At 37.6% G+C, this 26236-nt stretch carries 25 protein-coding genes and 1 riboswitch; of the genes, 15 read left to right on the forward strand and 10 right to left on the reverse strand.

The features are described 5' to 3' along the window. Window positions 1–165 precede the first annotated feature (165 nt). On the forward strand, window positions 166–4593 hold the full coding sequence (locus PQQ29_RS04255; protein ID WP_033838009.1) for a 2-hydroxyacyl-CoA dehydratase: 4428 nt from the start codon (window positions 166–168) through the stop codon (window positions 4591–4593). 34 nt (window positions 4594–4627) lie between these two features. Here the strand turns inward: PQQ29_RS04255 and PQQ29_RS04260 are convergent, their stop codons facing one another. After that, a complete protein-coding gene (locus tag PQQ29_RS04260) occupies window positions 4628–5476 on the reverse strand; it encodes a PhzF family phenazine biosynthesis protein (protein WP_187984043.1) in 849 nt (282 codons plus the stop codon). Between the two features lie 25 nt (window positions 5477–5501). Continuing rightward, complete coding sequence (gene ybaK / locus PQQ29_RS04265) at window positions 5502–5978, reverse strand: Cys-tRNA(Pro) deacylase (protein WP_010990608.1); 477 nt, start codon at window positions 5976–5978, stop codon at window positions 5502–5504. Between the two features lie 123 nt (window positions 5979–6101). On the opposite strand from ybaK, the gene PQQ29_RS04270 reads away from it, so the two are divergent. Then, window positions 6102–6758: a DUF5105 domain-containing protein gene (locus PQQ29_RS04270; RefSeq protein ID WP_003761125.1), complete on the forward strand. Its 657-nt coding sequence runs from the start codon at window positions 6102–6104 to the stop codon at window positions 6756–6758. Window positions 6759–6857: 99 nt separating this feature from the next. After that, a complete protein-coding gene (locus tag PQQ29_RS04275) occupies window positions 6858–7748 on the forward strand; it encodes a carbon-nitrogen hydrolase family protein (RefSeq protein ID WP_010990609.1) in 891 nt (296 codons plus the stop codon). Between the two features lie 34 nt (window positions 7749–7782). Here the strand turns inward: PQQ29_RS04275 and PQQ29_RS04280 are convergent, their stop codons facing one another. The 4 genes from PQQ29_RS04280 to PQQ29_RS04295 all read right to left on the reverse strand — a co-directional run bounded on the left by PQQ29_RS04280 (window position 7783) and on the right by PQQ29_RS04295 (window position 10894). Next, on the reverse strand, window positions 7783–8484 hold the full coding sequence (locus PQQ29_RS04280) for a DUF554 domain-containing protein (RefSeq protein WP_003770989.1): 702 nt from the start codon (window positions 8482–8484) through the stop codon (window positions 7783–7785). 114 nt (window positions 8485–8598) lie between these two features. Then, a complete protein-coding gene (locus PQQ29_RS04285; protein WP_003761130.1) occupies window positions 8599–9240 on the reverse strand; it encodes an NAD(P)-dependent oxidoreductase in 642 nt (213 codons plus the stop codon). A gap of 87 nt (window positions 9241–9327) precedes the next feature. Further along, on the reverse strand, window positions 9328–10254 hold the full coding sequence (gene rarD / locus PQQ29_RS04290; RefSeq protein ID WP_003761131.1) for an EamA family transporter RarD: 927 nt from the start codon (window positions 10252–10254) through the stop codon (window positions 9328–9330). Between the two features lie 109 nt (window positions 10255–10363). Beyond that, window positions 10364–10894 carry a YceI family protein gene (locus PQQ29_RS04295; protein ID WP_003761132.1) on the reverse strand — a complete coding sequence of 177 codons (531 nt, stop codon included), beginning with the start codon at window positions 10892–10894 and terminating at the stop codon, window positions 10364–10366. A gap of 255 nt (window positions 10895–11149) precedes the next feature. Between PQQ29_RS04295 and PQQ29_RS04300 the strand changes: the two genes are divergently transcribed. Beyond that, on the forward strand, window positions 11150–11611 hold the full coding sequence (locus PQQ29_RS04300; RefSeq protein ID WP_187984044.1) for a MarR family winged helix-turn-helix transcriptional regulator: 462 nt from the start codon (window positions 11150–11152) through the stop codon (window positions 11609–11611). Window positions 11612–11662: 51 nt separating this feature from the next. Here PQQ29_RS04300 and PQQ29_RS04305 read toward each other — a convergent pair whose 3' ends face one another. Together PQQ29_RS04305 and ytvA are read right to left on the reverse strand one after the other, a co-directional pair. Next, window positions 11663–13123: an amino acid permease gene (locus PQQ29_RS04305; protein WP_003761134.1), complete on the reverse strand. Its 1461-nt coding sequence runs from the start codon at window positions 13121–13123 to the stop codon at window positions 11663–11665. Between the two features lie 91 nt (window positions 13124–13214). Beyond that, window positions 13215–13412: riboswitch (Lysine riboswitch) on the reverse strand. 68 nt (window positions 13413–13480) lie between these two features. After that, window positions 13481–14242, reverse strand: a complete 762-nt coding sequence (gene ytvA / locus PQQ29_RS04310) for a YtvA family blue-light photoreceptor (protein ID WP_003761135.1) — start codon at window positions 14240–14242, stop codon at window positions 13481–13483. A 152-nt stretch (window positions 14243–14394) separates the two neighbouring features. Between ytvA and PQQ29_RS04315 the strand changes: the two genes are divergently transcribed. The 8 genes from PQQ29_RS04315 (at window position 14395) to PQQ29_RS04350 (ending at window position 22256) form a co-directional block, all read left to right on the forward strand. Continuing rightward, entirely contained in the window at window positions 14395–14745 is a 351-nt protein-coding gene (locus tag PQQ29_RS04315; RefSeq protein WP_003761136.1) for an iron-sulfur cluster biosynthesis family protein, read from the forward strand. Window positions 14746–14895: 150 nt separating this feature from the next. Continuing rightward, window positions 14896–15534: a GTP pyrophosphokinase gene (locus PQQ29_RS04320; RefSeq protein ID WP_003761137.1), complete on the forward strand. Its 639-nt coding sequence runs from the start codon at window positions 14896–14898 to the stop codon at window positions 15532–15534. 129 nt (window positions 15535–15663) lie between these two features. Further along, window positions 15664–17712 (forward strand): Na+/H+ antiporter, encoded by a 2049-nt coding sequence (locus tag PQQ29_RS04325; RefSeq protein ID WP_187984045.1) that lies wholly within the window; start codon window positions 15664–15666, stop codon window positions 17710–17712. 209 nt (window positions 17713–17921) lie between these two features. After that, entirely contained in the window at window positions 17922–18464 is a 543-nt protein-coding gene (locus tag PQQ29_RS04330) for a helix-turn-helix domain-containing protein (protein WP_003761140.1), read from the forward strand. A gap of 15 nt (window positions 18465–18479) precedes the next feature. Continuing rightward, a complete protein-coding gene (locus PQQ29_RS04335) occupies window positions 18480–19571 on the forward strand; it encodes an ABC transporter ATP-binding protein (protein ID WP_187984046.1) in 1092 nt (363 codons plus the stop codon). 2 nt (window positions 19572–19573) lie between these two features. After that, complete coding sequence (locus PQQ29_RS04340) at window positions 19574–20383, forward strand: ABC transporter permease (protein ID WP_003765965.1); 810 nt, start codon at window positions 19574–19576, stop codon at window positions 20381–20383. Then, window positions 20380–21186: an ABC transporter permease gene (locus PQQ29_RS04345; RefSeq protein WP_003721373.1), complete on the forward strand. Its 807-nt coding sequence runs from the start codon at window positions 20380–20382 to the stop codon at window positions 21184–21186. Before PQQ29_RS04340 ends, PQQ29_RS04345 begins: the two co-directional genes overlap by 4 nt. Then, complete coding sequence (locus tag PQQ29_RS04350; protein ID WP_003726405.1) at window positions 21183–22256, forward strand: ABC transporter substrate-binding protein; 1074 nt, start codon at window positions 21183–21185, stop codon at window positions 22254–22256. The genes PQQ29_RS04345 and PQQ29_RS04350 overlap by 4 nt, the downstream gene beginning before the upstream one ends. A gap of 61 nt (window positions 22257–22317) precedes the next feature. Here the strand turns inward: PQQ29_RS04350 and PQQ29_RS04355 are convergent, their stop codons facing one another. Next, window positions 22318–23091 carry an SDR family NAD(P)-dependent oxidoreductase gene (locus PQQ29_RS04355; RefSeq protein ID WP_033838014.1) on the reverse strand — a complete coding sequence of 258 codons (774 nt, stop codon included), beginning with the start codon at window positions 23089–23091 and terminating at the stop codon, window positions 22318–22320. Between the two features lie 84 nt (window positions 23092–23175). Then, window positions 23176–23547 carry a MerR family transcriptional regulator gene (locus PQQ29_RS04360; RefSeq protein ID WP_160464074.1) on the reverse strand — a complete coding sequence of 124 codons (372 nt, stop codon included), beginning with the start codon at window positions 23545–23547 and terminating at the stop codon, window positions 23176–23178. A gap of 315 nt (window positions 23548–23862) precedes the next feature. Here PQQ29_RS04360 and PQQ29_RS04365 point away from each other — a divergent pair, with 315 nt between their 5' ends. The 3 genes from PQQ29_RS04365 (at window position 23863) to PQQ29_RS04375 (ending at window position 26184) form a co-directional block, all read left to right on the forward strand. Then, window positions 23863–24564 carry a carbonic anhydrase gene (locus PQQ29_RS04365; RefSeq protein WP_070212650.1) on the forward strand — a complete coding sequence of 234 codons (702 nt, stop codon included), beginning with the start codon at window positions 23863–23865 and terminating at the stop codon, window positions 24562–24564. 67 nt (window positions 24565–24631) lie between these two features. Beyond that, the gene (locus PQQ29_RS04370) at window positions 24632–25174 is read left to right on the forward strand and encodes an HD domain-containing protein (RefSeq protein ID WP_010990620.1); all 543 of its coding nucleotides are present in this window, start codon (window positions 24632–24634) and stop codon (window positions 25172–25174) included. A gap of 137 nt (window positions 25175–25311) precedes the next feature. After that, window positions 25312–26184, forward strand: coding sequence for an ROK family protein (locus PQQ29_RS04375; protein ID WP_003761157.1), 873 nt, complete (start codon window positions 25312–25314; stop codon window positions 26182–26184). Window positions 26185–26236 lie beyond the last annotated feature (52 nt).

Here is a 26236-nt window from a genome sequence, read left to right on the forward strand (position 1 = left end):
TCGTGTAGAATGATAGGTGTTTAGAGGTTTTGATGCCTTTACGCATTTCGAGTGAGTACTCACTCATTTTTATAAATGCGTACATATGTGAAGCAGTATACAATTAACGAATGATATGTGAATTTCTGTACATATCAAGTAGGGCGTAACGAAAGGGATGAGAAAATGATTCATGCAGGTTTAGATGTGGGATCAACAACAGCAAAAGCCGTAGCACTTAACGACCAGGGGGATATTTTATTTCAAACGTACCGAAGACATTTTTCCGACATTAAAAAAGTAACACTAGAAATCATGCAAGATATGCAAAAAAAATGTGGCATGACCGAAATGACATTTAAAATTACAGGGTCTTCAGGCCTTGCCATCTCCAAATTTTTGAATGTACCATTTGTGCAAGAAGTAATTGCTTGTACAGAAGCAGTAGAACAGGTCATTCCAGAGACAGATGTAGTCATTGAGCTCGGGGGGGAAGACGCGAAGATTATTTATTTCAGCGGTGGGATTGAGCAGCGAATGAATAATGCGTGTGCGGGGGGAACTGGTGCTTTTATTGACCAAATCGCCACACTACTTCAAACCGATCCAACTGGTTTAAATGAACTAGCGCAAAATGCGAATACGATTTATCCAATCGCTTCTAGATGCGGTGTTTTTGCAAAAACAGACGTGCAACCATTACTTAATGAAGGTGCTAGAAAAGAAGATATAGCAGCATCGATTTTTCAAAGTGTCGTTACACAAACCATTAGTGGGCTAGCTTGTGGACGCCCAATCCGCGGGAAAGTAGCTTTTCTTGGAGGTCCGCTTACGTTTCTTGATCAATTACGTTATCGTTTTACAGAAACGCTTAAAATGAAAGACAGTGATATTATCGCACCTCAAAATGCGGAATATTTTATTGCGCTTGGAACTGCTTTTACAGGGCTAAACGATGTACCGATAAAAGTGGCAGATATGATTAATCGTCTGTCTAACATGGATATGACAACAATGGCGACCGATACGGTTATTTTGCCAGCACTTTTTGAAAATAACGAAGACTTAGAAGATTTTCGGGCACGTCATAATCAAATGAAAGCTAAACGGGCGAAGTTGGAAGATTATGAAGGCGACGCTTATTTAGGAATTGATGCCGGTTCAACGACAACGAAATTAATTTTAATGAGCCAAACCAACGAAATTTTATACTCATTTTATTCAAGCAATAACGGTAATCCACTTCAATCTGTTATTGATGCAACAAGCGATTTATATGAAATCTTACCAGAAAAAGTTCGAATAGCGCAGTCTGGAATTACAGGTTACGGCGAGTCGCTTATTAAAGCCGCACTTAAAATTGATGTTGGCGAAATAGAAACCGTAGCGCATTATCGTGCTGCTCGTGAGTTTTTGCCGGATGTTGATTTTATTTTAGACATTGGCGGACAAGATATGAAATGTATGAAAATTAAAAAAGGGGCACTGGATAGCTTAATGCTCAATGAAGCTTGTTCAGCCGGATGTGGTTCGTTCCTTGAAACTTTTGCGCAAACACTTAATTTATCCATTGAAGAATTCGCTGCCAGAGCCTTGGAAGCAAAAGCTCCAGTTGACTTAGGTTCGCGCTGTACGGTGTTCATGAATTCCAAAGTGAAACAAGTGCAAAAAGAAGGCGTTAGTATGGAAGATTTATCCGCGGGTCTCGCATATTCCGTCGTAAAAAATGCCCTTCAAAAAGTAATTAAACTCCGTAGCCCGAAAGATATTGGTGAAAAAGTCATCGTTCAAGGCGGAACTTTTTACAATGAATCCGTATTACGTGCTTTTGAGCTTTTAACAGGGCGGGAAGTTGTTCGACCGGATATTGCGGGAATGATGGGGGCTTATGGTGCTGCTTTAATCGCCAGGGAACATTATGAAACTGGCGAAGTAACCGAGATGCTCGTACTGGAAAAATTACGTGAATTTAGTGCAGATACGTCGCAATCACGTTGTAACCTTTGTAGTAACACATGCCAGTTAACCGTGACAAGATTTGGCGATGACCGGATGTTTGTTAGTGGAAACCGTTGTGAACGCGGCGAACGTGTCGAAACAAAACGCAACTTACTACCAAACTTATATGCGTATAAATTAAAACGTACCTTTGATTACAAATCACTGAAAAAATCCGAAGCTACAAGGGGCACCATTGGCATACCGCGTGCGCTGAATGTTTTTGAAAACTATCCGCTGTGGCATACGATTTTAACAAACTTAGGTTTCCGTGTCGTTTTATCGTCTAAATCGTCTAAAAACCTGTATGACAAAGGTATCGAAACGATTGCTTCTGAAGCGGTTTGTTTCCCAGCCAAATTAACACATGGTCATATTATGGATTTAATTAAGAAAAAAGCGGATCGCATTTTCTATCCATCTGTTGTTTATGAAAAACCAGAATTTGGCGAGGCGACAAATAACTTTAACTGTCCAGTGGTGGCCGGTTATCCTGAAGTTATTCGTGTGAATGTGGATGCTTTGGAAGAAAAAAACATCCCGATGATTAGTCCATTTTTAACGTTAGATAATGAAAAAGCATTAATCGAACAAATGAGTCTCGCATTCCCAGAAATTCCAGCTGCTGATATGGAAAAAGCAGTCCAAGCTGGATTAGAGGAAGCAGAACTTTGCCGTAAAGATATTCAAGCTGAAGGAGAAGCGGCACTTACTTATATTAAGAAAAATAAAATTAAAGGAATTGTTCTTGCTGGGCACCCGTATCACATTGATCCAGAAGTGAACCACGGCATTCCTGAACTTATTACGATGAATGGCATGGCGGTTCTTACCGAAGATTCAATTTCTCATCTTGGTGAAATTGACCATAAACTCCGCGTCGAAAATCAGTGGAAATATCACGCAAGACTATATCGCGCAGCTAGCTTTACTGCTAAAAGTGAAGATTTAGAATTTGTGCAATTGACGTCATTTGGTTGCGGACTTGATGCAATTACGACGGATATGTGCCAAGAAATCATTGAAGGTCATAATAAAGTATATACACTACTTAAAATCGATGAAATCAACAACCTTGGTGCCGCTCGTATTCGCGTACGTTCGTTAAAAGCAGCAATGGAAGAACGTGAGAAAAACAATGTGAAACCAGGAATTATGGCAAAACCAAAAGAACGACCATTATTTACAAAGGAAATGAAGAAAACCTATACTATTTTAGCGCCACAGCTAGCTCCGACCCATTTTGAAATGTTAGAAGCAGCTTGTAAAGTGGGCGGTTATAACTTGGAAGTGTTACCAGCAGTTACGCCTCGCGCGGTTGATGAGGGGTTACGTTACGTAAATAATGATGCATGTTATCCGGCGATTTTAACTATCGGACAAATGATGGATGCGCTGAAACATGGTGATTATGATGTGAATAATTTAGCGGTATTGATGACGCAAACGGGCGGAGGATGCCGGGCAACCAACTATATCTCGATGTTGAAAAAAGCACTTGGAGAAGCTGGCCTTGACCATATCCCAGTTATTTCGCTTAATGCTAATGGGTTAGAAAAACAACCAGGTTTTAAAATGACGCCAAAAGTTCTCATTCGTTTCTTGGCTGGAATTAGTTTAGGTGATGCCCTCGACCGAATGCTATACCGAACCAGACCATATGAAGTCGAACCAGGAAGTGCGAATAAACTATTCCGTAAATACCTTGATGCCGGACGTGCTCTAATGGAAAATTATTCCTTCGTAGCATATAAAAAATTAGCAAACGAAATGGTTCGCGCTTTTGATAACCTGCCAATTACAAATGAAGTGAAACCAAGAGTTGGTGTGGTTGGAGAAATTCTCGTGAAATTCCATCCCGGGGCTAATAATAATATTGTTGATGTCATTGAAGACGAGGGCGGAGAAGCGGTTGTTCCAGACTTAACAGATTTCATTTTATATTGTTGTTATGACGATCATTTTGCAGCGAATACTTTCGGACGTTCCAAAGTAAAATCATTCGCGAAACAAAGCGTTGCGATTCCGCTCATTAATCAATTCCGCAAACCAGTGACAGATGCGCTGAAGAAAAGTGAACGCTTTGAAGCACCAGCAAGTATCGAATCTATTGCTGAAAAAGCGAGCCAATTACTATCACTCGGAAATAAAATGGGTGAAGGCTGGTTCTTAACAGGAGAAATGTTTGAATTACTCGATAGTAACGTACCAAATATCGCGTGCTTACAACCATTTGCTTGTTTGCCAAACCATATTACCGGTCGAGGGATGATTAAAGGACTCAAAAAAATGTATCCAGAAGCTAACATCATGTCGATTGACTACGATGCCGGATCAAGTTCTGTGAATCAACTAAATCGAATCAAACTAATGCTCTCCATCGCCAGAAAACAACTAGAAACGACAGAAGTTATCACCGAAAAAGAAACCAATACACGATTTAACCCAAGAGAAAAAATCCTTGGTAAAGCAAAACAAGTAAGAGAAAGCGCCCCAGTCGAAATGATTGGAAACAAAGTGAAACAAGCGCGCGATGCAGATCCAGTTGGCGCGATAGCTCAGAAAGTAAAGCACGTAGCTTCTAGCAATGAGCATGTCCAAACCGATAATGATTAATTAAAAAGCCGCCCATCCAACGGGCGGCTTTTTTCTATTCAATAGTTAAATTCTTCTTTTCACAGTAATATCCTTTACCACCCACAAACACTTTTTCTATCTCATCATTATTACTCAATGCTAAATTAACTAAGACTTCAGAAGGCGAGTCCAAAGAATAGCCCTGTTCAAACAGATAATTCTCTTTTCGCAAGTAATGATTTTTATAAAGATAACATGCTAAAGCAGCATTCGAAGTCCCTGTTGCTGCTTCTTCATTAATGTCGTATAGCGGGGCGAAATTCCGACAAATAATTCGGTCGTTATTAAAAGTATAAAGATGCATTCCAACGACATCATAAGTCGCACTAACTTCCCGGATCTTTTCAAAATTTGGCTCTAAGGCATGTAAATCTATTTCACTTTTGATTGGAATTAATATATCTTTTAAACCAGTTGAGACAATTTGAACTTGATAGTTTGTATTAACCTTGTTTAAGTCAAAGCATTCAGTTAGCTCATTTGGCGGGATTATATCATAGAAATTTGGGCGATTTTGCTCCATGAAGATAGTACCGTCTTTTAATGTAATAGTAAGAACACCGCTATTTGTTTCGATTGTATATTGATTCTTATGAAGTCTATTTAAATGCATCAATATCGCAAAAGAACCAATAGTCGCATGCCCGCATAAATCAACTTCTTCTTTTGGTGTAAAATATTCTAATTTATAATCGGCAATTTTAGAATCGGTTACAAAAGCTGTTTCCGCATAGCCTAGTTGTTTTGCAATCGCCATTTTTTGTTGGGTAGTTAATGTTGGTTCATTTAATACTACGCCAGCTTTATTTCCGCCGTTGTTATTTTTGCTAAATGCGCTTGCAACGTATACGGATATGTTCATAAAACATCATTCTCCTTCGTTAAACTTAATCTTCGGTAATCATTGCAAACTCCGCACGCACTACTTTTTTTAAGTCAAAAGGGGCTAGTTCGATTTGAAGTCCTCTTTTTCCGGCTGAAATTAAGATAGTATCCAGCTGTTCTGCACTATTATCAATAAAAGTTGGAAATAGTTTCTTCATACCAATAGGAGAACAACCACCGCGAATATAACCTGTTAGCTTTTCCAACGTATCAACTGGAATTAATTCACATTTTTTATTCCTGCTAATCTTCGCTAAGTGTTTTAAATGCAAGGTTTTATCAGCTGGAATGCACGCGACGATATTTCCTGTTTTATCGCCAGTAAGAACGAGCGTTTTAAAAATTTGCGCAGGATTATTCCCCGTTTCTTCTGCAACATGAAGTGCATCAAGCGCGTCTTCACTCCATTCATACTCACGTAATTGGTAACTAATCTTCTGTTTATCCAAAATTCGACACGCATTTGTTTTTTTATTCAATTGTTTCACCTCAATTAATTTTAATTTATGTACAAATTATGACACTTTTAGTTAAATAGTTGGCTTTTATCGCTGCTTTCTGTACAATGAAATGGAATTCAAATAAGAAAGGGAGATTTATTAATGAAAAAAGGGTTATTTAGCATGGTTCTTGTGCTTGCGATGGTACTTGTTTTAAGTGCATGTGGCGGCGCATCAAGGGTTGAACCAAAAAAAGCAGGAGAAATCACAGTTAACGCCGTTGTTTATAATAAAGACACGGATAAAGTTAAAGACGTATATGGTGAAGATGGTTCTAAATTCGAAAAAGAATTTGAAACTAGTTTTAAAGAAAGCTTCATTAGTACATTCACTGCAAGTTTTTCAAGTGATGTTAACTTAGACAAACAAGTGGATGATTTCTATAATGCACTTCGTAAACAAGTAAACGAAAAAACATCGTACACTACTAAAGTAACAAATGACGACAAAGAAAGTCCAGAAATTCAGTTCGCTGTTAAAGGCCTAGACATGAAGGGCGTTCAAACAGAATTAGTAGAAGAACTAACAAAAGCAGCAACTGCTGATCCATCAATTGCTACAGATGATCAAAAAATGGCTGAAAAAACAATGGAAATCTACACTAAAGCTGTTCAAAATGCAGATGCAGTATCAGAAGCAAAAACAATTACACTTAAACTAAAAGCAGATCCAGATGATGATTCATTATGGAAAATGCAAAACGATATGGCATTCATGCAAGAATTAACAACAGCATTCTTCATGGGTGGCATGAACTAAGATTTTTATAGACACTAGCAACTTTCGGGTTGTTGGTGTTTTTTTGTTTTTAGCAATAGATGTTATAATTGCATTAATTAGTTGACTAGGAGGGGGCACATGGTTACACTTAAAGTCGCTTTAGTACAACAACAAGCAGTACCAAATGACAAAGAGGCAAATTTAAATTTATCTATAAAGTATATAAAAGAAGCGCACCGAAAAGGAGCCGATTTAGTCCTTTTTCCCGAAATGTGGTCAAACGGCTACGCGCCACCTTTTGAGACAGCCTTTGATGAGCCAATGGATGCTGGTTTTGAAGAAGAGCGCACGCGGTGGTTGGCAGATGCAGTAGCACGAGATAGCGCATACGTTACTACTTTAAGAAAACTCGCGAAAGAACTAAACATTGGCGTTTGTGCTACTTATTTATCTAAAACAAAACAAAAACCGCAAAATACAGCTATTATAATTGACCGAAATGGAGAAATAATTCTAGATTACGCTAAAGTCCATACGTGCGATTTCTCTTTAGAAGCATTGCTGCAAAGCGGGGACGAATTTAACGTTTGTGAGTTTGATGGCATAAAACTTGGTGTGATGATATGTTACGACAGAGAATTCCCGGAAAGCGCCAGAGTTTTAATGTTAAAAGGGGCAGAAATTATCCTTGTTCCAAATGCATGCGATATGAATCCAGCTAGACTGAACCAACTAAACTCTCGTGCTTTTGAAAATATGGTTGGCGTTGCAATGGCAAACTATCCTGGAGAGAAATGGGGCAGATCCACTGCTTTTTCCCCGATTGTTTTTGATGAAAATGAGGATTACCGCGATAATACGATTATTGAAACAGACGACGTTTCAGAAGGTATTTTTATTGCTGAATTTAATTTAGACGAGATTCGAAGTTACAGGGAAAATGAAACGTGGGGAAATGCCTACCGAAAACCGCAAACCTATACAGATTTAATAAGTTTAGATGTAAAAGAACCATTTAAACGAAATTAAAAAAACAGAGACGAGCGATTCTCTGTTTTTTCTTTTAAAAATAATAAAGCCCCGCAACAATCAGCGCAACAACCAAAATCCCCGGAACCAGATTCGCGACCCGAATTTTCGTTAAACCAAGCAGGTTGAGACCAATAGCCAAAATCATAATTCCGCCAGTAGCCGTTAGTTCTTTAATAATAAGTGCCATCAGGTCTGCTGGAATGAATTGATCAATTTGTGTTGCAAAAAGCGCGATAAGGCCTTCAAATAAAAACACCGGAATAGCCGAGAGCATAACGCCCCAACCAAGTGTCGTACTAAGAAGAAGGGCGATAAATCCATCCATCACTGATTTCGTATAAAGTACATCATGATTACCACGAATGCCACTATCAAGCGCGCCAATAATTCCCATCGCGCCAATCACAAAAATAAGTGTAGCAGTAACAAAGCCTTTTGAAACATTACTTTTTCCTTTTGCACCGACTTTCCGTTCAATCCAGTGCCCGAGTTGATTAAGATGGTAATCTATATTAAGCCATTCACCAATAACAGCTCCAAAACAAATACTTAAAATAACAATAAGCGAGTTGCTCGTTTTAAATGCCATTTGAATACCAAGGACGATAACGGATAAACCCATCCCTTTCATGACAGTATCTTTCATACGTTCAGGGATATTATGTAATTTCATGCCAATTATAGAGCCAATTAAAATCCCTAGCCCATTAACTAGCGCACCAAGTAGAACCATTTTCTTCCTCCCTTTTTTGCATATAGCATTAGTATACAGGAATTTTCTGGCAATTGGGAGTATTATTTCGGATAAAAAAGTCGAAGGAAGCGTTTTGCTCCTTCGACTTTCGTGTTATTTTCCAGCCACTGTAAATCGTTCATTTAAGTGGTTTGGTCGCTCAATCTCATCTAAAACGGCGATAGCATAATCTTCCATGCTGATAAAACTATTACCATCACTACCAAATAAAAGATGATCTTTCCCAGATTGATATTCGCCAGTACGTTCACCTGGCTCAAACATGGCAGAAGGGCTAATGTAAGTCCAACTAAACTCTGCCTTATTTGCTTTTAAATGTTCCAACTGTTTTGCTTGAGCACGAGCAGTTGGATAGTATGGTGCTTCTCTAAGTCCTTTTGATTCTAAAAGGGTGTTACCATCTTCATCAATTTGAAGACTTGCTGCCCCGCCAACGACAATTAGGCGCGGAGATACAGTTCCATTTAAAACAGAAATCAGATGATCAAGCGAATCCACATGTTTTTCTGCTTCATCTGGGCTGACACCATAAGCATCAACGACGACATTTTGATCAGATAAATCTGAAAGCGTTAAATCAAAAATATCTTTTTGTAAAATATTAATATCTTTATGCGTTTGCGTTATTTTCCCAGCATTTCTTACAATAGCTGTTACTTCGTGGCCACGACTTTTTGCTTCTTCTAAAATTCTTGAACCAGCTCGACCCGTAGCGCCAATAATACCAATTTTCATGAAAAAAGCCCCCTATTCATTTTTATGGAATAGCTTCTCGCTTGATAGAAGAATTATTCCCGAAAGAGGGGACCGGAAAACATTTTTTTATGATTGTTCTTTTGCAGCGGTTGCTAATTGTTTGATTTTTGCTGCGGAATAAATGTGTGAAATCGTGAAAATAATAAGCGCCAACCAAATGAACATGAAGGCAAATAATTGGATGTGGTCAAAACTTTCTTTGAAAAGTAAGACACCAAGAGCAAGCATTAACGTAGGTCCAATATATTGCAAGAAGCCGACCATTGTATAGCTGATTTTCTTCGCAGCTGTCGCAAATAAAAGTAGTGGAATAGCGGTAACAATCCCAGCGCCAACTAAAATAATATTTGTTTGCGCGGCATACTGCATTAATCCATTCGTCGCGAAAAAGAGTACATAAATGAGTGCGAATGGCGTGATAATCATCGTTTCAAGTGTTAAACCAGTCCATACGGAAACGGAAACGACTTTTTTAATCAACCCATAAAGGGAGAAGGAAACAGCCATACCGATTGCTGCCCAAGGAACGGACCCAAGATGCCATGTGAGAATTAAGACGCCAATTGTTGCCGAGATAACTGCAATAATCTCACCGCGACTCAATCGTTCTTTTAAAATCACCGTTGCGAGAAGTACATTTACAAGTGGATTTATATAGTAACCAAGACTTGCTTCGGTCACATGCCCGCTATTCACTGTGTAAATGAATAAATACCAGTTTCCAGTAACTAAAAAAGCTGCCGCAATAATGGCGATAAGCGTTTTTGGTTTAAGCAAAACGTCCTTTGTTTCTTGAAAAACCATCGAAGTCTTTCGTAAACAAACAATCAAAAATAGCATAAAAATAAAAGACCATATAATTCGATAGGCCAAAATCTCCATAGGAGGGACATTTGTGGCTAGCTTCCAGTAAATCGGAAGGACACCCCAAAATACATATGCGAGAGCTCCGGCGATAATTCCACCTAGCTGCCCATTTTGTTTATTTTCCATAGCGATGTTAGCCTCCTTTTTTAAAAACAATAGAACTATTTTATCCTAAAAGGGAGAATAAAGCTACAAAAAAAACCACGAATAGGCTAGCTACTCGTAGTTTCAGTAATTATTTACTTGCTTCAATTTGGATGTTTAATTTTACTTCGTCACCGATAAGTACGCCACCAGTTTCTAATGCAGCATTGTAATTTAGGCCAAAGTCTTTACGGTTGAATTTACCTTTTGCTTCAAAGCCAGCTACCATGTTACCAGTGTTTGGATCTTTTCCAGTACCTTCATAGCTTACTTCAAGTGTAAGAGGTTTAGTTACGTCGCGAATCGTTAAATCACCAGTCACTTCGTATTCATCATCGCCATCTGCTGTGATTTTTGTTGCTGTAAAAGTAACGTTTGGATATTTTTCTACATTAAAGAAATCTTCACTTTTTAGATGCCCATCGCGTTGTGCTTGGCGAGTATCTACAGAAGCTGCTGATACAGAGAAGTTTAATTTTGCTGTTGTTAAATCTTCTGGATCCATTTCAATATCTGCTGTGAAATCGCTAAATGCACCTTTTACTTTTGATACCATCATGTGTTTTACTTGAAATTCGATTGAACTATGCGCTGGGTCTACGTTCCATTTTTCTACTGTCATTTTTTCATTCCTCCAAATATGTTTTTTTATAAAAGCATTCTCTTATAATCTAGCCTAAATTGTTTGATATTAAACCTTAGAAAAAATACTTTTACACGTTAGAAAAGCAATTGCTTAACTGTTTATAAGTAAACTATATCATACTTACTTTTAATAAGCAACTATAAAAACGTATTATAAATATATTTTTTTCGTAAATATGATTGAGTTTTTCTAATAAAGTGCGTAGAATAGGTGGTAAGAGGAGGTTGAATGATGGAAAAAATTAATACAGATACAGAAAATATTAGTGAATTATTAAAAACTTATTGGTCAATACAGCGGATTTCAGCGGGATATGCCGATCAAAATGCGGCTAGCTTAGGACTAACAATTCAGCAACTTGCGATGATTAATGTGATTTATAGCACACCTGGCATTTCGGTAGCGGATTTAACGAAACGATTAATAATTACTGGAAGTTCTGCCGCGGCTAATGTGGACGGGTTAATTAGCTTAGGCCTTGTTGTAAAATTAAACAAAACAATCCCAACTGATAATATGGATTTAACACTAAAGCTTTCAAAAAAAGGAGAAGACTTATCCAAGCGCTCCACTGCAAACGCTTTTATGTACAAAGCGATGATGAAAGTATTTGAAAATTTGACCGAAGAAGAAATAGAAGGATTAATCCGCTTAAATAAAAAAGTAGAAACCTTACTCAAAAAGAGTAAATAAAAACATCTCCTGTATCATTCAAGTAAAAATGAATGAACAAGAGATGTTTTTTTATTTTTGATCAAATTTGCAGTCTTCCAGTGGAATGACTTTTGTTTTATTTGTAAATTTAAATGATAACCAGAAGATAAGGAAAATAGGGAGGCCGATATAAGAAATACCGATTTTTTGCCACCAAGCAGGATTCGTAAATTCTGGTTTTAAAAATGCCGCGTAATCTTGACCGACAATAACTAAAATACATAAGATTAAAGCTAAAATCGGACCAAAAGGGAAAAATTTGGCTTTATATTTTAGTTCGTTCAAATCATGGCCTTGCTTAATGAAAGCTTTACGGAATCGGTAATGGCTAATAGCGATGCCGACCCAAGCGATAAATCCGGTTAAACCAGAGGCAGAAAGGAGCCATGTATAAATCACTGTCCCATTTTCGGTAAGCGTAGTAATGAATGTCATCGCACCAACAATGGTTGTCACAATAAGTGCAGCCATCGGGATACCACGACGGTTTACTTTGCCTAGGAATTTAGGAGCTTTTTTGTCGCGAGCCATTGCCCAAAGCATTCTTGTGGAAGCGTAAAGACCTGAATTACCCGCGGATAGAACGGAAGTCAAGATAACCGCGTTCATTACCGAAGCCGCAAAAGCTAGCCCAGCCTTTTCAAATACCAGCGTAAATGGACTAATCGCCACATCTGTTGCCTCAGCGCTCAGTAAATTCGGATTAGTATAAGGAATAATCATCCCGATAATGAAAATCGCAAAAATATAAAATAACAAAATCCGCCAGAAAACTTGCTTAATCGCTTTAGGAACACTTTTTTCTGGAGTAGCACTTTCACCAGCTGCAATCCCAACCATTTCAGTCCCTTGGAAAGAAAATCCAGCAATCAAGAATGTACCTAATATCGCGAAAAATCCACCTTTAAATGGTGCATCTCCTGCTGTAAAGTTAGAAAAGCCAATCACTTCGCCGCCAAGAATACCAACAATTGTCAGCACACCGACGATAAGAAAAATAATAACAGTCGCTACTTTAATAATCGAGAACCAGTACTCTGACTCCCCGTAAGCTTTTACCGATAGGGCATTTAAACCGAAAATCAAGAGTAAGAAAATCGCACTCCAGAGCCAAGCAGGCGTATTCGGCAACCAAAATTGAACAATAATCGCCGCTGTTGAAATATCGACCGCAAGCGTGATCGCCCAGTTAAACCAATAGTTCCAACCGAGTGCAAAACCAAAAGCTGGATCAACAAAACGACTAGCATACGTACTAAATGAGCCGGAAACAGGCATGTATGTAGCCATTTCACCTAAGCTTGTCATTAAAAAGTACACCATAATGCCAATTGCAATATAAGCAACTAGCGCTCCACCAGGCCCAGCAGTATGAATCGCATTTCCACTTGCTAAAAATAAACCGGTTCCGATTGAACCACCAATTGCTATCATGGATAGATGCCTTGTCTTTAAGTCACGACGAATCTCGCCATGTGTTTCTTTTTTCACTATAAATCTCCCTTTCTTTTATCAGAGGAAGTGCGCAAAAAAACAGCCAATCTGCAAGAAATTGGCTGTTACGTATTTTACCAACATCATTTTGTCAGATAGCACACCTATAAGAAATTTCGACAAATTCTTATAGCAGTCCAGCTCCTTTAGGAAACTGTCCCAACAACTATTTCGATACAAAGAGAAAATAGTCACTTCGGCGATCAACCTGTTCGTTTTTTGTCATTGGCGTCTTTGTTTCGCCTCGAAAAAATTACTAGTGCATCTCGCAACCTCTACCTCACCATTTGGATGAGGGTTTATATTTGATTATTTACCCATAATAACGGAAAATGGGTTGTTTTGCAATATGTTTTAGTAAAATTGTAGTGCTTCTTTGATTGTGCTATAAGTAGTTAAACTAGATAGATTTTCTTGGTAGCGCATTAAAGTCATCGCAAATTTAGGTGAAATCCCCGTAATAATTAGTTCCACACCTGTGAGCTTCATAAAGCCATGGAACTTCACAAGATTCATTACAGCGTCTTCATTAAAATCAGCAAGACCAGAAAGATCCATAATTAAGTAATCTTCTTTCCCATTATCCATATATTCGCTGACATAATCGGACATGTGCTGAAACCGGTCGTGGGTCAAGGAACCAATTAGCGGCAGCACACAAATATTTTCCTTAATGGGAACAATTGGCGTGGATAGTTTTTCGATTTCCCATAAGGATTTTTCAAGTTCCAGTTGATAATTATGCTCGGTCGTCACATCTTTTTGAATGCCGACAAAATATAGATGGTCATTATCATCATAAATCGGTTCAATTGTCAGCTCATTCATAAATGAAGTGCCATTTTTCCTGTAATTTTTTAGTAGAACATTCGCAGTTGATTTTTCGTTAATGGCATGACGGATTTTCGCAACTTCCTCTTTGTCAGTATCATCTCCTTGCAAAAAGTGACAATTAGAGCCAATAGCTTCTTCTTTAGTATAGCCAGTAATATTTTCAAAGCCTGTGTTCACAAAAATAATCGGATTGTTTTTTTGCTCAGGATCTGTAATAATTACTCCTACACTAGACAAATTTAATGCTTTTAAAATAACATCGAATTTTGGATAAGCGCTCATCTGCGTGTTTCTCCCCCTTTGTAAATACATACCTATCATAACACGCAAAGGAATGAAAACCCAATGTCTAATTTGTGAAATAAATCGAAAGTAAGCAACTCACGCGAAATCTTAGTAACTCAGGTGTATAATAGAGTTAGAGGTGATTGGTTATGTATATAACATTTACAGATAGCGCCATAAATCGGCTAAATGCGCTTCGTTCAAATCTTTCCGGTCAGTTGCATTTATACTACGATACAGAAGGGTGTTCCTGTGAAAACAGTGGTATATTTACCCTTCGATTAGTAGCAGAGAAAACTCCTGAAGATGATATAATAGATTCAAATATCGGTCCTGTATTAATTAAGCGCTGGACGGAAATATTTCTAGAAGATGCGTTAACGATCGATTATAATGACACAGAAAAAACGCTGGTATTAAAAAGTGATGGACAGTATTATAATCGTAATTTGTTGCTTGTGACAGATAACGATAAAGTAATTAGTTGTCCAATTAGTTAAATAGCGAGTTAGCCTAGAATAAATTTTATTCTAGGCTTTTTTATGAAAATTTCATGAGAATGTGGTGAAACTTTCGACATATAGTTACGCTGGCTTCTGATTTGTAGTAACATGGAATAGGAAGTTTATACATATGGAAGGAGTGTCATCATGGAACAACCATCAGTAGACGAACTAAAGCATTGGCGAAATGTTATGCTTCTTCACCGTTTTGCTCTAGAAGAAGTGAACACGAAACTTAAAATATTGAATGAAGAATTTCAATTTATTCACGACTATAATCCAATGGAACACTTGAAATCACGGGTCAAATCACTCGAAAGTATAGGGGCAAAACTGGAAAAGAAAAATGTGGATATTACACCAGAAAATGCACTTAAATATGTACACGATATTGCGGGAATTCGTATTACCTGTTCTTTTGTATCCGATATTTTTCGTATTCATGAAATGCTTGCCGGCCAAAGTGATATAACGATTAAACGAGTAAAAGATTATGTGACTAACCCAAAACCGAATGGCTACCGGAGTTTACATTTATTATGTGAAGTGCCAGTTTTCTTAACAAATCGTTCGGAAAAAATGACGGTGGAAATTCAAATTCGAACAGTTGCAATGGATTTTTGGGCAAGTTTAGAACATAAAATTTATTATAAATATCAACAAGAAGCGCCAGAAGAATTAGTAAAAGAATTACAAGACGCCGCAAGAATCATTACCCATTTAGATGAAAAAATGAAAAATTTAAATGATCAAATTGATAAATATAAGAATGAAAAAGAAAAGTAACTTAATCTAACAGCTTTGTTTCTTTGTAAAGTGAGCAAATACAAAGGAGCAGGGCTGTTTTATATTTGCGAGATCGTTTATTTTGCTTCATAATAATATAGGAGAATAAACGAAAGGGGACGGTACATATTGGAGATATTTTTATATGTTTTAGCATTACTTGTAGCTATTTTTATTTCTAATTTGCTTAATCGGTTTGTTCCCTTTGTTTCGGTGCCGTTAATTCAAATCGGACTTGGTGTAATTATCGCTATTATGCCAATTACGTTTGATTTACAACTCAATCCAGAACTTTTTCTTGTAATGTTTATTGCACCCTTGCTATTTAATGATGGCAGACAGACGGATAAAGCGGCACTTTGGGGAATGCGGATGCCGATTTTAGTATTAGCGCTCGGGCTTGTGTTTGCGACGGTTGTTGTGATTGGTTATTTTGTCCACTGGATGATTCCAACCGTTCCACTTGCAGCAGCTTTTGCTCTTGCAGCGGCTCTTGCGCCAACTGATGCTGTAGCCGTTAGTTCACTTTCTGGGCGGATTAATTTGCCAAAACGGATTATGAATTTACTAGAAGGAGAAGCGCTAATTAATGATGCTTCAGGACTAGTTGCTTTCCAATTTGCGATTGCTGCGATGGTGACAGGCGTATTTAGTTTAATGGATGCGAGTATTAGCTTTTTTATTATCGCGATTGGTGGTATTTTAGTAGGGCTTGTTTTAAGTTGGTTAAAATTCCGATTGTTAAAATGGGTTCGCGGTCTTGGGATGGAAGATGTTACTTTTCACATGCTTATCCAAATTTTAACGCCATTTATTATTTATTTAGCGGCAGAGAAATTACACGTTTCAGGAATTTTAGCGGTAGTTGCAGCCGGGATTATGCATTCAATGGAACAAAAGAAAATGGATCCACAATTAGTTAAATTAAATGTTGTTTCGCAAAGTACTTGGTCGGTTATTATTTTTGTTTTAAATGGCTTAGTGTTTTTACTGCTTGGTACGCAACTTCCTGCGATTACCGAGGTAGTATGGAATGATTCCGGTAGTAGCAATTTACAAGTAATCGCTTATATACTTTCTATCACAGCAGCCTTGATTTTACTGCGCTTCTTATGGGTTTACATATCATGGAGCATTGGCGCAAAACAAAGGCAAAAACAGAATAAAAAGACACAGCTACCTAAGTTTAGACCAGTTGTGCTCACATCGCTTTCTGGTGTTCGCGGGGCAGTTACGCTTGCCAGTGCGCTCGCAATTCCGTTTTTCTTAGATGACGGATCACTATTTCCGCAGCGCTCACTGATTATCTTTATAGCGTCAGGTGTTATTCTGTGTACGCTAGTTATTGCGACGTTTATCTTACCGTTACTAGCAAAAAGTGAAGAAGTGACAACGGAAGATGAACGAGCTGAAATTGCGACACGGATTCGGATACTTCGAAATGTCATTAGAGAATTGAAAGAACAGACTTTACCAGAAACGAAAGCCGCAACAGATGAAGTAATTGAAGACTACCGCAGACGGATTTATGATTTACAGCAAAATAATATTTCGAATCGAGGCATGGATGAAAGAGAACGGGCGAAACGATTAGAAATTATCCAGTGGGAACGTGAAAACACCCAAAAAATGACCGATGAAGGACGCATTGTTGCTACAGATAGCTATCGTTATCAACACTATCTTAATATGATGGAACAAGCGATTAAACAGCGCTTCCGAACAAAAATAAAAACAGCGTGGATGTTCCTTTATCGTCTAATAATGCTTGTCATTCATCCGAAAAAATGGCGTAGAATCACCCATAAAATGAAAAAAGGTATTTCTAAAGATAGCGAACGATTCCAAGCAATTCGCCAACTACGAGAAGAAAATGAAATACTCATTATTTCTAAACTCAAAGAACAATTAACGAAAGAAAATGCTGATATAATTGGACCATTAATTACCGAACACACTATTTTCTTAGAACGCGTGAGAAAAGAACACAGTCCAAGAGGTAAGCGAGCAAAATTCGAACAGAAAAAACGCGAAGTCCAAGTAGTGGCTTTCCAATTAGAACGAGATATTATTCAGAATATGTTTGAAAAAGGCGGGATCTCAAGGGAATTAGCCCGGGACTTACGCCAAAATCTCAACATGATTGAAACGTATTTATATGATGACTTTTTAGAATAAGAGAAGACCTTAAGGACAATGCAACGTTCTTAAGGTTTTTTTGTTTTAAAATGATTTATCTATCGTAGAAAAAAATCAAAAAAACTATTGTCCATGGTAAGGCTTTGTTGTATAATGTAGCTTGCTGTAAGTAAACTTTGTGTTTAATATTGGTAAACTTCTATGACTTGAGGTTTACTATCACTAAACTTGAAAGAAAGGACATAGACATGGATATTGGCAAACGCATAAAAAATCTTAGGCTCAGTAAGAATTTGACACAAGAAGAATTAGGCGAACGAACGGATTTGACGAAGGGATATATTTCTCAACTAGAGCGAGATTTAAGTTCTCCTTCCATTGAAACGTTATTTGCTATTTTGGAAGTGTTAGGTTCTACTCCGAAAGATTTCTTTGATGAAGAAGAACATAATCAAAAAGTAATATACGGAGAACTAGAGCATACTTTCTTTGAAGATGAAGAAAAAGGTTACAGAATTAAGTGGCTTGTTCCAGAATCAAATGAAAAAGAAATGGAACCCGTTCTACTTGAAATAGAAGCAAACAGTTGTTTTAAAAGCTTTGAACCATCACTTTCAGAAACTTTTGCTTACGTGCTAAAAGGGGAAGTGACCGTGCTGCTTGGTCGAAATGAGTATGTGGCTAAAAAAGGAGAAGCAATTTATTTCCACGCCGCAGATGAACATCAAATTATTAATCGATCAACGGAACAAGCGACACTCATCTTAGTTGCGACAGAGTCATATTTATAAGGGAGGTAAATGATTGTGACAGAAACAATTATTCGTTTTGAAAATGTAACAAAACAATTTGATAATGATCCACCAGTGCTTGACAATGTCAGCTTTGAAATAGAAAAAGGGAAGTTTTATACTTTGCTTGGCCCATCTGGTTGCGGGAAAACAACCATTTTGCGCTTAATTGCCGGATTTTTAGAAGCTTCAGAAGGACAAATTTACTTAGGGGATAAGGTAATTAACCAAATTCCAGCCAATAAACGTCCTGTAAATACCGTTTTCCAAGATTATGCGTTATTTCCACATTTAAACGTGTATGAAAATGTGGCTTTTGGCCTGCGTATTAAAAAGCTAAAAAAAGACGCAATCGATAAAAAAGTACAAGAAGCACTGCGCTTTGTTAACTTAAAAGGCTATGAAAAAAGAGAAATTAGCGAAATGTCTGGCGGACAAAGACAACGTGTCGCAATCGCGCGGGCAATCGTCAATGAACCAGAAGTTATTTTGCTTGATGAACCACTGTCAGCGCTTGATTTAAAGCTACGTACCGAAATGCAATATGAGTTGCGCGATTTGCAAAAACGGCTTGGGATTACGTTTATTTTTGTGACACATGACCAAGAAGAAGCACTTGCGATGAGCGATGAAATTTTTGTATTAAATAAAGGCGAAATTCAACAAAGCGGTACGCCGATTGATATTTACGACGAGCCGATTAATAAGTTCGTTGCTGATTTTATTGGAGAATCCAACATTGTTAATGGCAAAATGATACAAGATTTCGAAGTGGAATTTGTGGAAAGACGTTTTGAATGTGTCGACCAAGGTTTCCGTCCAAATGAAGTCGTTGAAGTAGTTATTCGTCCGGAAGATCTAGAGATTACTTCGGCTGAAAAAGGAAAACTTCAAGTAACCGTTGATTGGATGCTATTCCGCGGTGTTCATTATGAAGTTGGTTGTATTGATATTGATGGAAATGAATGGCTTGTTCACACAACGAGAAAAGTTCGTGTGGGTGATAAGATTGGCTTAGCGTTTGAACCAGAGGCAATTCATGTTATGCGTCTTGGGGAAACGGAGGAAGAATTCGATAAGCGGCTTGATAGCTACGATGAGGTGTAGTAATGAATAGACGCACTCGTACAGTTTATCTTGTTCCTTATGTTCTTTGGATTTTACTTTTTGTTGTTGCACCGATTTTATTAATTGTTTATTATTCTTTTTTTGATGTAGATGGCAATTTTACTGTAGATAATTATATTCATTTTTTCACCCCTGTCTATTTAAAAATGACGGCGAGTTCGTTCTGGTATGCGTTTTTAATTACGGTTTTCACACTGCTGATTTCCTATCCAACTGCATACTTATTAACGAAACTAAAACATAAACAATTGTGGTTGCTACTCATTATTTTACCGACTTGGATCAATTTGCTGCTTAAAGCGTATGCCTTTATTGGGATTTTTGGAACGTACGGGGCGGCGAATCAATTTTTGGAAATACTTGGAATTGGCTCGAAACAGATTTTATTTACGGATTTTAGTTTCTTATTTGTATCGACCTATATTTTTATTCCGTTTATGATATTACCGATTTTTAATGCAATTGAGGAAATTAACCCAACGTTGATTCAAGCGTCACGCGATTTAGGCGCATCGAGTATGACGACATTTAGACGGGTGATTTTTCCACTCACTGCTGACGGCGTGAAATCTGGGTGCCAGGCTGTTTTTATTCCAGCGCTATCACTCTTTATGATTACGCGATTAATTGCAGGGAACCGTGTCATTACGCTCGGAACAGCGATTGAAGAACATTTCCTAGTAACGCAAGACTGGGGAATGGGTTCGACAATTGGCGTATTTTTAATTATTGCGATGATTTTAATTATGTTCCTAACTGGTTCGAAAAAGAAAAGAGGTGCGCGTAAATGAAGAAAAGTAAATGGGGTACGATTTATTTAGTGCTTGTTTTTGTGATTTTATATGCACCAATTTTCTATTTGATTTTTTACTCGTTTAATAAAGGTGGCACAATGCACAATTTTAGTGGCTTTACGCTTGGTTATTATAAAGAAGTTTTCCAAGATACGCGCCTACTAATTATTGTTTTAAATACGTTTGTAATTGCGCTGCTTTCTTCGGTGATTGCAACTATTATTGGAGTTTGCGGGGCGCTGGCGATTAAATTTATGCCAAAACCATTTGCGAAAAACTCACTTTTAAGTTTGAATAATGTGTTGATTGTTAGCCCGGACGTAATTATTGGTGCTAGTTTCTTGATTTTCTTTACGATTTTAGGCGTAAAATTAGGTTTTATTTCCGTCCTAGTTTCGCATATTGCTTTTAGTATTCCGATTGTCGTATTGATGATTTTGCCGAAATTGCAAGAAATGAGTCCGACGTTGATGGATGCCGCGCGCGACTTAGGAGCAAGCCAGTGGCAAGTTCTTTCAAAAGTTATTTTGCCGTATATTATGCCGGGCGTTTTAGCTGGATTTTTCATGGCATTAACTTACTCGCTAGATGATTTTGCGGTAACATTTTTTGTAACTGGAAATGGCTTCTCGACATTAGCGGTAGAAATTTATTCTCGAGCAAGACAAGGGATTTCGCTTTCTATCAATGCTTTATCGACACTGATTTTCCTATTCACGATTATTCTCGTGATCGGTTATTACTTTATCAACCAACGTAATACAAGTAAAAATATTCGGACGGGGGCGACGAAAGAATGAAGCAACTGCTGAAAATTTTTGTACCAGTCATTGTTGTCGCACTCCTAATGATGCTACTTGCAACAACGATGAACCGTTCTGAGGGCTACGCTGGGAGCAATACGCTGACAATTTATAACTGGGGCGATTACATTGACCCATCGCTCATTACTAAATTTGAAAAAGAAACTGGCATCAAGGTTATTTACCAAACATTTGATTCTAATGAAGCGATGATGACGAAAATTGAACAAGGTGGAACGACCTTTGATATTGCGGTGCCAAGTGATTACGCGATTAGTAAAATGAAAGAAGAAAATTTGCTGATTCCGCTTGATCATTCCAAACTGCCAAATGAAAAATACCTTGATCCGCGTTTTATGGATTTATCGTTTGATGACGATAATAAATATTCGATGCCTTATTTCTGGGGAACGCTCGGCATTATTTATAATAAAGAAATGTTCCCAGACAAAAATTTCGATACGTGGAATGCATTATTTGATCCCGAATTGAAAAACCAAATTTTGCTAATTGATGGGGCCCGTGAAGTGATGGGACTTGGGCTGAATAGTCTCGGTTACTCACTGAACGATACGAATAAAGCACACCTACAAGCTGCCAGAGATAAGTTAGAAACGATGACGCCGAATGTTAAAGCAATTGTTGGCGATGAGATTAAACTTCTCATGGCGGACAATGAGGCGGGTGTCGCGGTTACTTTCTCCGGAGAAGCGGCGGAAATGCTCAGTGAAAATGAAGATTTAGAATATGTTATTCCAAAAGACGGCTCCAATTTATGGTTCGACAACATGGTCATTCCAAAAACGGCAAAAAATGTCGATGGCGCGCATAAATTTATTAACTTCATGTTAAAACCAGAAAATGCCGCAATTAACGCTGAATATGTCGGCTATGCAACACCAAATGAAAAAGCTGTTAAGTTGTTACCAAAAGAAATTTCGAGTGACGAACGTTTTTATCCGGATATGGATGAACTGAATAATTTAGAAGTATATGATAACCTCGGTAAACGAATGCTGTCGTATTATAATGAATTGTTTTTGGAGTTTAAGATGTATCGGAAATAAAGCTTCATCTCAAACAACTAGACTCTTGTATCATAATACAAGAGTCTTTTTTTACAATTCCTTATTTTTGATTAGAAGAGGCTTGATTTGCGTATGAAAACAAATTTTCAGTCAAAGTAAATGAGAATGCTTTCCTATCAATCATGCCGACAATTTTGTCGCTGTCATACAAATCCAATAAAAATTGGGCCATTTCATCACTTGTATGATAATTATTAAATTTTTTGTCATAGTCATATTCGCTTACATCATTTGCTTTTTGCCCAAATTCGGTTTTGGTAGCAGCTGGTGCTAATACTTTTGCTTGAAGTGGAGAACCGCTCTCTCGTAATTCCAAACTTAGTGCTTCAGTAAAGGAACTAACATAGAATTTACTAGCACAATAAGTTGTTGCAGTAGGAACCATCGTATAGCCACCTGCTGAAGAAACATTAATTAGTTGTGTACCTGATTGGTCATGATACTTTCTAACATACAAGACCGATAAAACTGTTAAAGCTTCAATATTCAAATGAAGAAGCTGTAAAGTCTTAGTTAGGTTCTGGTTTTTAACTTCACTATAATATCCTAGACCAGCATTATTTACCCACGTTTCAATGAAATAAAGATCCAATTCAGAAAATAATTTCTCTAAACGGTCTATTTTTGTTAAATCAATCGCTTTGATTAGGACTTCAACTTCGGGTACTTCCTTTTCAATCTCGTTTTTCAACTTCACCAAATTAGCTACTCTTCTGGCAATTAAGATTAGATTTTTTTTGCGTTTTGCAAACTGTTTAGCGGTAGCATAGCCAATACCCGAACTCGCGCCTGTGATGACAACATATTTTTTCATGGCAATTCCTCCTAGCATTTTAGTATGAATCAACTATAAATGCTGGAGTTAACACCATGTCAACCCTTCTTATACGAGCAGAAATTATTTAATATCTCGTTCACTCAACATTTCCTTATAAATATCTATTTTATTTAGTAGAAACTGGGTATATAGCTCAATTTCTTCCCTTTTCTCAACTAAAACATCGTATTGCTTATATAACAAAGTCATTCGTTGCTCGATGGTTTGATCTCCCAGATACCGAAGTTTTGCATATTCCTTAATATCTTTAATTGGCATGCCTGTCTGCTTTAATTTTTTTATGAAGTTAATCCAAGTAATATCCGAACTATCATAAATTCTACGGTTAATCTCATTTCTTTTTGGTAAAATTAGTTTTTCTTTTTCATAATATCGTAATGTATCAATTGATAAGCCGACTTCTTTTGAAAATGCACCAATTGTGTAATTCACGAGTAATCATCTCCTATTTTAAATGGATATGGTGTTAACTCCAGAATACTACATAAAAAGGAGCGGGGAAAGGATGATTGAAACGAATACGATTCATACTGAATATCGTTCTAGAAGAAAATTATCAACATATATTATATAATGTTCTAAACTGGATATTTTCTGTTTATGATGGACCGAAAATAAAGCTACCAGTATCTTTCAGCAGGTTCACGCGAGAGTCACAACACGAACATTAAGCATATAACTTGTGAAATAGATCAGCTATCCGCTAAAATAATGTTACGCAATTTTTTTCGAAAAGGAGAAATGGTTATGACTAAGGAGAAAGTGTTATGGGGTTACGATGAAAAGACTGGGCCAGAAATGTGGGGGCATATCTGCTCTGACTTTGAAATCGCACATACTGGAAAGGCACAATCGCCAGTAAATATTGAACAAGCTGACGTTGTGAAATTAAAACCATCAACAATGAAATTTTACTATAAAGAAACAGACTATACGATTAGAAGAATTGAACAATCGGTGCATGTTTTTCCGCATGATAAAGAACAAGGGTTACGCTTTAACGGCGAATATTATCCACTTGTATCGTTCCATGCACATATTCCGGCTGAGCATTTACTCGACGGCTATATGTATCCGATTGAATGGCATTTTGTTCATGAAAAACCAGATGGCACAACGCTTGTAATGAGTGCTTGGATGGAAATTGATAATACAAATAATGTCGAATTCAAAGATTTACCAACCTATTTCCCAGAAGTGTTCGCTGATTTTGAAACAGAACGGGAAATCACTTTGGATGTAAATGAATTTATGCCAGAAGAACGTGTTTTCTATACATACCAAGGTTCACGGACAACACCACCAACCGTGGAAGGCGTGACTTGGATCGTGTTAAAAAATGCGAAGACACTTGGCCAAGAAGATTTCACTGAATTTGAAAAAGCAATTGGTAATACAAGTCGACCGGTACAAGATTTAAATGGTCGTGAAATTACTTTTTACAATTAAAAAACTAGAAAGCCTCGCTCGAATCTTGTATAGTATAGACATAGATTCTGAGTGGAGGCTTCTTTTTATGTATGAAAAAGCGAGACAGATGATGATTGAAGCGCATAGTGGACAAGTTCGCAAAATTACTGGCGAACCTTATTTTTCGCACCCTTTGAACGTAGCGAGAATTTTGCGCCGTGCTGGTTTTCGCGAAGAAGTTGTTGTCGCGGGATTACTTCACGATGCCGTTGAGGATACGGAAATGACCGATGCCGATATTCGCGCAACATTTGGTGATGAAGTAGCCGATTTAGTAGCGTCTCATACAGAAAATAAAACGTTATCTTGGGAAGAACGAAAAGCCCATACGATTGAACAAGTCCGCACTGGTAGCCTAGAAGAAAAAGCGTTAATCGTGGCAGATAAGCTAGACAATTTAACCTCCGTCAAATATGCCTTAAGCTCAGAAGGCAAGTCTGTCTGGGGCTATTTTAAACGCGGCTATGAATTGCAAAAATGGTATAACGAAGGGATTAAAAATAATATGGAATACGGGTTAAATCCATCCGACGTTCCTAGTTTCTTTGATGAATACGCGCGACTTGTGAAGTGGATTTTTAAGAAGTAAAATTTTGCATTAAAATATCTGTTAAATTAGGTATTTAGAATTAAAATGATAAGTTTTTAGAAAATAAGTTTCTTTTTCCAGAAAACTATTGTAAAATGAAAGCGTTATAAAACTTACGAGAAGGGAAGTTTTTTTGAATGGTTTATGGAGCAATTGAAGCAGGCGGAACTAAGTTTGTTGTAGCAATCGGAGAAAAGTCAGGGAAAATTATTAAGCGCGAGAGCTATCCGACAACGGAGCCAGCAGAAACAATGAAAGCAGTCATTCAATTTTTTAAACAATATCAAGATGAATTAAAAGCAATTGGAATCGGCTCTTTTGGACCGATTGATATTCAAAAAAGTAGTGCTACATATGGTTACATTACCCAAACGCCAAAACTAGCGTGGCGTAATTATGATATTGTGGGCGCAATGAAAAAAGAGTTTAATGTGCCAATTGGCTTTACTACCGACGTTAATGCAGCAGCTTTAGGAGAAGTGAGCCTAGGAGCAGCGGCAGGTTTAGACAGTTGTATTTATTTGACTATCGGCACTGGAATCGGTGGTGGTGCAGTTGTTTCTGGCAAAATTCTAGAAGGTTTCTCTCATCCAGAAATGGGACATATTATGGTGCGTCGTCATAAGCGCGACCGTTTCACGGGAAGTTGCCCAAGCCATAGCGACTGTTTAGAAGGTCTCGCAGCAGGTGGAGCAATTGAAAAACGTTGGGGTCAAAAAGCAGCAGAACTTGCGGATAATGAAGAAGTGTGGAATTTAGAAGCACATTATATCGCTCAAGCTTTAATGAATTACACGCTTATCTTATCTCCAGAAAGAATTGTTTTAGGTGGAGGGGTCATGAAACAACGCCAACTTTTCCCACTTGTCCGTCAAAAATTAAAAGCACTCGTTAATAACTATGTTCAGCTACCGGATTTAGATGAATATATCGTTCCTCCAAAGTTAGAAGATGACGCTGGAATTACTGGCTGTGTCTTGCTCGCTGTGGATGCGGAAGAGTCCAATTAATGGCGAAAAACAGCTCTAGTTTATAGGGCTGTTTTTTGATATACTAAATTGT

This window comes from Listeria innocua (genome assembly GCF_028596125.1).
Lineage (GTDB): Bacteria > Bacillota > Bacilli > Lactobacillales > Listeriaceae > Listeria > Listeria innocua.